Here is a 7,159-nt window from a genome sequence, read left to right on the forward strand (position 1 = left end):
AGACTTATTGAAATGTGTTTGGATAAAAAATTTGTATTTTTTGCAGTTAAATGAGGAAAAATCATGAATATTATTGTGGTAGGTTGCGGTAAGGTAGGTCTTACCCTGGCAGATCAATTAAACAAAGAGGGGCATGATATTACCATTGTGGACCAGGATGAAAAGGTTCTCCGCCATGCGGTGGATTTTCTGGATATCATGGGAATCCACGGAAATGGAGCTATGCTGCAGACTCTAAGGGAAGCCGGGGTTCAGAATGCGGATGTTTTAATTGCCGCAACCAGCCGGGATGAAGTCAATATGCTTTGTTGCCTCTTTGCAAAAAAAGAAGGAAATTGTCGTACCATTGCCAGAATCCGTGATCCTCAATATACTACGGAGATTTCTTATCTTCGAGATGAATTGAACCTGGCCATGGTAATCAACCCGGATATGGCTGCAGCAAAGGAAATAGAGCGTCTGCTTCGTTTTCCTTCCGCAATGAAGGTAGACAGCTTTTCTCGCGGAAAGTTGGATTTAATTCGTGTAAAGGTACCCAAGGAGAGTCAGCTGATTGGTATTCCTCTTCATACCTTTCAAAAGGATACGGGCTTAAATGTCCTTATTACTTTGATTCAAAGAGGAGAGGATATTCTTATTCCAAACGGTTTTGATGCTTTGGAAGCGGATGATTTGATGAGCTTTATTGCAGCACCTAAGGATGTAAGCAAGTTCTTTATTAAGCTGGGTGTAGATTATACCCCCGTTAGAGATTGTATCATCGTAGGGGGAGGACGAATCAGCTATTATATTGCCCGCTATATTGATGAAATGCATTTAAATATGCGTTTAAAAATCATTGATTCCAATAAGGAGCGTTGTGAGTATCTGGCGGATGTACTTCCGGATAGTATTATCATTAACGGTGACGGTATTGATGCCGAGCTCTTAAAGAAGGAAGGAATTGAAAATACGGATGCCTTTTGTTCTTTAACCGGATTTGATGAGGAAAATATCATGCTTTCTCTTTATGCGGGAAAGCTTTCCGATGCCCGTTTGATTACCAAAATCAATCGTATTGCCTTTGAAAATGTTACCAATGAAATGAATTTGGGTTCTGTCATTTATCCGAAGCAGATTGTTGCAGAGAGTATTCTTCGATATGTAAGGGCTTTGGAGAATTCCAAGGGCTCCAATGTAGAGACCTTGTATAAGCTTGCTGACGGAAAGGCAGAAGCTTTGGAGTTTAAGGTATTAAATGATCCGGATTTAATCAATATTCCATTTGCGGATCTGTCCTTTAAGCAAGGAGTTTTAATCTGCGGAATTATACGTCAGAATAAAATTATTACCCCTAGGGGCTCTGATGTTATGAAGGTGGGAGACCGTGTGATTGTGGTTACCACCAACACAGGATTTAATGATTTACGAGATATTTTGGAAGTAAAGAAGGAAGAGGATATTCATTATGAACTTTAGTATGATTGTCTACATCCTGGCTTGGGTACTGAGAATAGAGGGAATCAGCTTATTGCTTCCCTTTATTTGCGCCATAATATATCGGGAGCATAGTTCTGCCGCGGCTATATTATCCGTGTCGGCAATGTCTTTAGTCGTAGGGGCGGTATTAACGCGAAAGAAACCGAAAAAAATAGCCTTTTATACCAGAGAAGGCTTTGTCATCGTAGCAGGCTGCTGGTTGGTGCTTTCTTTAGTGGGAGCTTTACCCTTCTATATTAGTGGAAAAATTCCCCATTATATCGATGCGGTTTTTGAAATTGTTTCCGGCTTTACCACTACAGGTTCTTCCATCTTAAGCGATGTGGAGGCCTTAGGAAAGGGACTGATTTTTTGGCGTTCCTTTTCCCATTGGATGGGAGGTATGGGTGTATTAGTCCTTGTTTTAACGGTTCTTCCCTTAGGTGGCGGTTATAACATGATGATTATGAAGGCGGAATCTCCGGGACCGGATGTGTCCAAGATGGTACCTAGAGTAGCAGATACCGCAAAAGCTCTTTATAAGATTTATTTTGTTCTAACGGTAATTTGTATTCTTGCCTTTATACTTTCCGGAATGCCGTTTTTTGATGCTTTGTGTATCGGCTTCGGAACGGCGGGAACAGGGGGATTTGCCATCAGGAATTCCGGAATGGCGGATTATTCCATGTTTAGCCAGTTCTTGATTACCATTTTTATGATTTTGTTCGGTATTAACTTCAATGTTTATTATCTTTTACAAAGAAGAAAGTGGAAAGAAGCTTTTTCCTCAGAAGAAGCCAGAACCTATCTTTTAATTATCCTTTGCTCAACTTTATTCATCGCTTTTAATAATTTAAAAGAAATGGGAAATGGCCTGTTATTTGCCCTTCACCATGCTTTTTTTACGGTAGGAAGTATTATTACCACAACTGGCTTTTCAACTTTGGATTACAATCATTGGGCAGTACCCAGTCAAATGGTGATTTTATTCTTAATGATTTCCGGTGCCTGTGCAGGCTCTACAGGTGGCGGTATAAAGGTTTCCCGATTAATTATCTTATTGAAGAATATGGGGAAGGAGCTGCACCTCATTATTCACCCGGAAGCCATCAAGAGAATTCGTTTAGAAGGAAAAAGCCTGGATTACAATGTGGTACGTTCGGTAAGTACGTATTTGATTGCATATTGCTTTGTCTATATGATATCCATTTTTCTTATCAGCTTTGACGGTTTTGATTTTACTACAAACTTTTCAGCAATTTCCGCAACCTTTAACAATATCGGACCGGGATTGGCAAAGGTTGGACCAATAGAAAATTTCTCGATTTATTCGCCATTTTCAAAGGCAGTCATGATTTTTGACATGTTGGCAGGAAGATTGGAAATATTTCCTATGTTGATTCTGTTTTCTCCAAAGACCTGGAAAAGAACGAATTAGCAATAACTATTCGCTAAACTCTTGTTTAACGAATAGTTATTGCTTTTTAAAAAGGGATTATGCTATAATCTGGTAAAACTAAGATACATTGGCTTGAATATGGCTTTGGTATGCTATCAAATTTGATTTCAAGCTAAAACGATTTACTCTGTATTGATTATGGAGAAAAACCTTATTAGAGTGAATAACATTATTAGAGAGAATAAGCTATGCCATTACAATATCATTTAGAATTAGATAAACAGAATACTTTAAAGCTTCGTCAGTTACAAAAGGATTTACCCTCCTTTTGTGCTTCTTTTTTTCGTGGTATTGATCAAGTTACTTCCTCCAGAACTAAAATTGCCTATGCCTATGATTTAAAGGTGTTTTTTCAATTTTTATTAGAGGAAAAAAAGCTTCGTTCCGATATTTATGATTTTGAAGCTCGGGATTTAGATCGTTTATCCCTGGTGGATTTAGAGGAATATATGGAATTTTTGAAATATAGAACGAAAAAAAAGACCGGTAAAGAGGGACAAATTGAAGAAGTTGAAGTCTTAAATCATAACAAGAGTATCAAAAGGAAAATTTCCAGCTTAAAAAGCTTCTTTGGCTATCTATATAAAACTGAGCAAATCAAAGAGAATAAGACCGCTCTTCTCTCCTTACCGAAGCTTTCTCAGGAAGAGATTGTTCGTATGGATCAAGGAGAAGTTGCACAGTTTCTGGATCAGGTAGAGTCCGGAGAAGATTTAAGCAAAAAGGAAAAGCTTTACCATGAGAAGAATCAAGTCAGAGACCTGGCTATGATGCAGTTAATGCTGGGAACCGGAATACGTGTGTCGGAATGCGTAGGTTTAAATTGCTCCGATGTAGATTTCCAAAATAATGCCATTCGTATCCACAGAAAGGGAGGCAAGGAGGTTTCCATCTACTTTTCCGATGAGGTGGAACAAGGCTTAAGAGCTTATATGGAGGAAAGAAAAGCTAAAATCCCGGCTTCAGGACATGAAAATGCCTTATTCCTATCTTTACAAAATAAAAGAATGTCTGTACGAACCGTGGAATTGATGGTGAAGAAATATGCGCAAAAGGTAACACCCCTTAAGCATATTACTCCACATAAATTACGAAGCAGCTATGGTACCAATCTATACCAGGAAACCGGAGATATTTATCTGGTGGCGGATGTTTTGGGACATAGTGATGTAAATACCACCAAAAAGCATTATGCCGCTTTGGAAGAAGAAAGACGCCGCAGTGTCAGAAATCTGGTAAGACTCAGAAAAGAAGAAGGGGAATAAGAACTGGAATAAGAACTGGAATAAAAACTGGAATGAGAACAGAGCAAGATTGAAAAGAGAAGGCTAAAAAAAAGCCTTCTCTTCTTCTGTCCATCGTCCTTCTTCTTTATATTTCTTCACTCTTCTCTGATAAGAACGTAGGGGGAGCCCGGAATACAGCGCTGTATCTTTACTGTTATGCTCTTTACGATACAGATAAACGGCTCCTATACTCTTATGGGTACCATACTCCCTTTTTTTACCGGCATCTCTCTTCATATGCTTTAGAGATAACTCTATGCTACAGGAACATAGCTTGTCATCCTTTAAACTCCCCAGACGCAGTTTAATCCCTTGCTTTTCCAGATGGCTATTCAGTTGTAGGAATTCTTTTTGTAATTTCTGAAACTCTTCTTCCCCGGCTTTACAGCTGATGGAAAAGCTTTCTTTTAAAAATTGACCAATGCCCGGTTCGGACCATTTTTCCAGCATTTTATTCCTCAAAAAACGACAATATTAATTTAGACGTATCTATTAAACGGCTTATAGCGTATAGCTTATAGCCCAACACGAATCAGTCCAATGGCCTTTCCTAGAATCTGACAGTCATTAACAATGATATCTTCCATGGTATCATTCTCCGGCTGTAGGCGGATATATCCTTTTTCTTTGTAGAAACGCTTAACGGTAGCACTATCCTCTACCAAAGCCACCACAACCTCACCGTCGCTGCAGGTATTTTGCTTTGCAACCATCAGATAGTCTCCGTCGAAAATACCTACATTAATCATGGAATCTCCCTTTACCTTCAGAATAAAGGTCTCCTGATTCGGTAAAATCTCTGTAGGCAGGGGAAAATGGTCGCTAACATTCTCTTCGGCAAAGATGGGGGTTCCTGCAGCCACGGTACCGATTACCGGTACGGACACCATTTCCTTCATACTTTCTTCAACAGGTGAGCTATGTACGGGAGAAAACTCCTTTGTTTTACTGCTTTTAGAGGCTTTTCCACTATGGCTATGGCTTTTGTCCAAGATTTCAATGGCTCTGGGATGGGATGGATCCTTACGGATCAGTCCGGCCTGCTCCAAGTCATTTAAGTAACTAAAAACGCTGGAAGTGGACTTTAAACCGACCTCTGTGCAAATATCTCTAACAGAAGGCGGATAGTTTCTAATCTGAACACATTCTTTAATGTAGTTGTAAATCGCTAATTGCTTCTCTGTTAAATTATCTTTGCTTGGTACTTTTCTTGGTCTTCCCATCCTGGCCTCTTTTCTTAGAATTTAAAATTTATAAAAGTATAGCATATTCTTTCTTTTTATGCAAACGTTTGTACGAAAAAATCTCCGATATTTCCTGACTCATAGTAGTCTTTGAAATATCGGAGATTCGTATTAATTAGGGTTACTTTCCTTATAAAGCTTTATGCTTGATTATATGACAGTTCACTGAGAGATGAAAAGAGTCATTTTTAAAGCTATTCTGCAGTCTCTGTTGCTGCTTCTTCTGTGCTTAACTTGTCTACAGCAATCAGCTTCTCAATAAAGGGCATAATCACCAACATAACCACACCGCTGATGATAAGGGCTGCACCTAAGATATTCAGAATCTTTCCATATCCCCAATCCTTAGCTACCGCTACCAGATATCCGGAAGCAATACCGGAGAAGGTATAGGTTAAATACCATACACTCATAGCCAGGGAGGAGAAACGCTCCGGAGTCAGCTTATTAAACAAAGCCATACCTACAGGAGATACCAAGAGTTCTCCTACCGTTAAAATGGCATAAGCAAGAAGCATATACCAAAGATCCATCTTTACCGTCTTATCCAATACACCATGTAAGGTATTGAAACCGAGTAAAATGATATAGAAAGCAAGACCGGTAATAATCATTCCCACAGCCATCTTTAAGCTTACAGGAGGATCCATCTTCTTTTGAGAAAGAGTCATCCAAAGATTTCCAAGAAGCGGAGCAAGAATAATACATAAAATTCCGTTAAAGGAAATCAACCATACTACAGGCACATGGAAGCCGCCTACATTAAGGTTAACATAATCATTTGCCAGTGTATTGATGGTATAAGAAGTCTGGAAGTAACAAGTCCAGTATACCGTTACCAGAAGGAAGATAATAAACATACCGAGAATTCTCTTCTTGTCAACATCGGTGAGTTTTTCCGCCTTCTCTACCTTCTGATTGCTCTTCTCTTCTGCTTTCTTTCCTTTTCCGGCAGGATACTTTCCGACTTCTCCGAGCCATTTGGGAATCAAAACCAGATAGATTGCAAAAACAAGAAACATACCGATGGAAACCATCAGGTAGGCATATTTATAACCGTAACGAACAACATTTCCGGCTGCATCCCGTACTGCCATCCAGTGGTCTGTCAGCATACCGCCAAGAATAGGACCGAAGAAGCTTCCGATATTCACCGCCATATAGAAAATTCCGTATGCGGCGTCCTTTCGTGTATGCTCTTTTTTGGAATAAAGCATTCCGACAATGGCACTCAGATTATTATTGAGAAAAGCGGCCGCAACGATGTTTAAGGTAATACCGACTACTACCAAAGGCACGTTCGGTGTAAAAAGAAAGAAGAACAGATAAGCGACACCCTGTAAAAAGAACGCGAGAAGTAAGGCCTTCTGAATTCCCAAGAATCGGTCTGTAATAACGGAACCGAGTAACGGTAGAATAGATCCTGCCGTTGTTGCAACGGAAATCAATAAACCTGCCTGTTCCTTAGTTAGACCCAGTCCTCCCATACCCACACTATAGGTATAGAAGAAAATCAAGAATCCGGATACGGCGTACTTTAAGAAACTTGATCCGCACATCCCTATACAGGAAAGCCAAAGCCCCTTCGGATGGTGGAACTTCTCCTGTTGAACTGTCTCTTCCATAATTCCTCCTTCATTATGACAAAAATTTGAAAAATAAATAATGTTAATAATATAACAAATTAATCATAATAACAAGAACTAAAACAA

The 7,159-nt window shown here is 39.4% G+C and carries 6 protein-coding genes; 3 read left to right on the forward strand and 3 right to left on the reverse strand.

Translation table 11 applies throughout. From position 1 onward, the window contains the following. The first annotated feature begins 63 nt into the window (after positions 1-63). From trkA to RDQ32_RS10400, 3 genes are all read left to right on the forward strand, one after another. A complete protein-coding gene (gene trkA, locus RDQ32_RS10390) occupies positions 64-1,458 on the forward strand; it encodes a Trk system potassium transporter TrkA (protein ID WP_007156136.1) in 1,395 nt (464 codons plus the stop codon). Next, on the forward strand, positions 1,448-2,896 hold the full coding sequence (locus RDQ32_RS10395) for a TrkH family potassium uptake protein (protein ID WP_308580398.1): 1,449 nt from the start codon (positions 1,448-1,450) through the stop codon (positions 2,894-2,896). The genes trkA and RDQ32_RS10395 overlap by 11 nt, the downstream gene beginning before the upstream one ends. A 209-nt stretch (positions 2,897-3,105) precedes the next feature. After that, entirely contained in the window at positions 3,106-4,182 is a 1,077-nt protein-coding gene (locus tag RDQ32_RS10400; RefSeq protein ID WP_308580399.1) for a tyrosine-type recombinase/integrase, read from the forward strand. Between the two features lie 63 nt (positions 4,183-4,245). Here RDQ32_RS10400 and RDQ32_RS10405 read toward each other — a convergent pair whose 3' ends face one another. The 3 genes from RDQ32_RS10405 to RDQ32_RS10415 all read right to left on the reverse strand — a co-directional run bounded on the left by RDQ32_RS10405 (position 4,246) and on the right by RDQ32_RS10415 (position 7,072). Further along, a complete protein-coding gene (locus RDQ32_RS10405) occupies positions 4,246-4,653 on the reverse strand; it encodes a hypothetical protein (protein WP_308580401.1) in 408 nt (135 codons plus the stop codon). Between the two features lie 65 nt (positions 4,654-4,718). After that, complete coding sequence (gene lexA / locus RDQ32_RS10410) at positions 4,719-5,426, reverse strand: transcriptional repressor LexA (RefSeq protein WP_308580402.1); 708 nt, start codon at positions 5,424-5,426, stop codon at positions 4,719-4,721. Positions 5,427-5,641: 215 nt separating this feature from the next. Next, positions 5,642-7,072 (reverse strand): peptide MFS transporter, encoded by a 1,431-nt coding sequence (locus RDQ32_RS10415; protein ID WP_308580403.1) that lies wholly within the window; start codon positions 7,070-7,072, stop codon positions 5,642-5,644. Positions 7,073-7,159 lie beyond the last annotated feature (87 nt).

The sequence above is a fragment of the uncultured Oribacterium sp. genome (assembly GCF_902481605.1).
GTDB lineage: Bacteria > Bacillota > Clostridia > Lachnospirales > Lachnospiraceae > Oribacterium > Oribacterium sinus.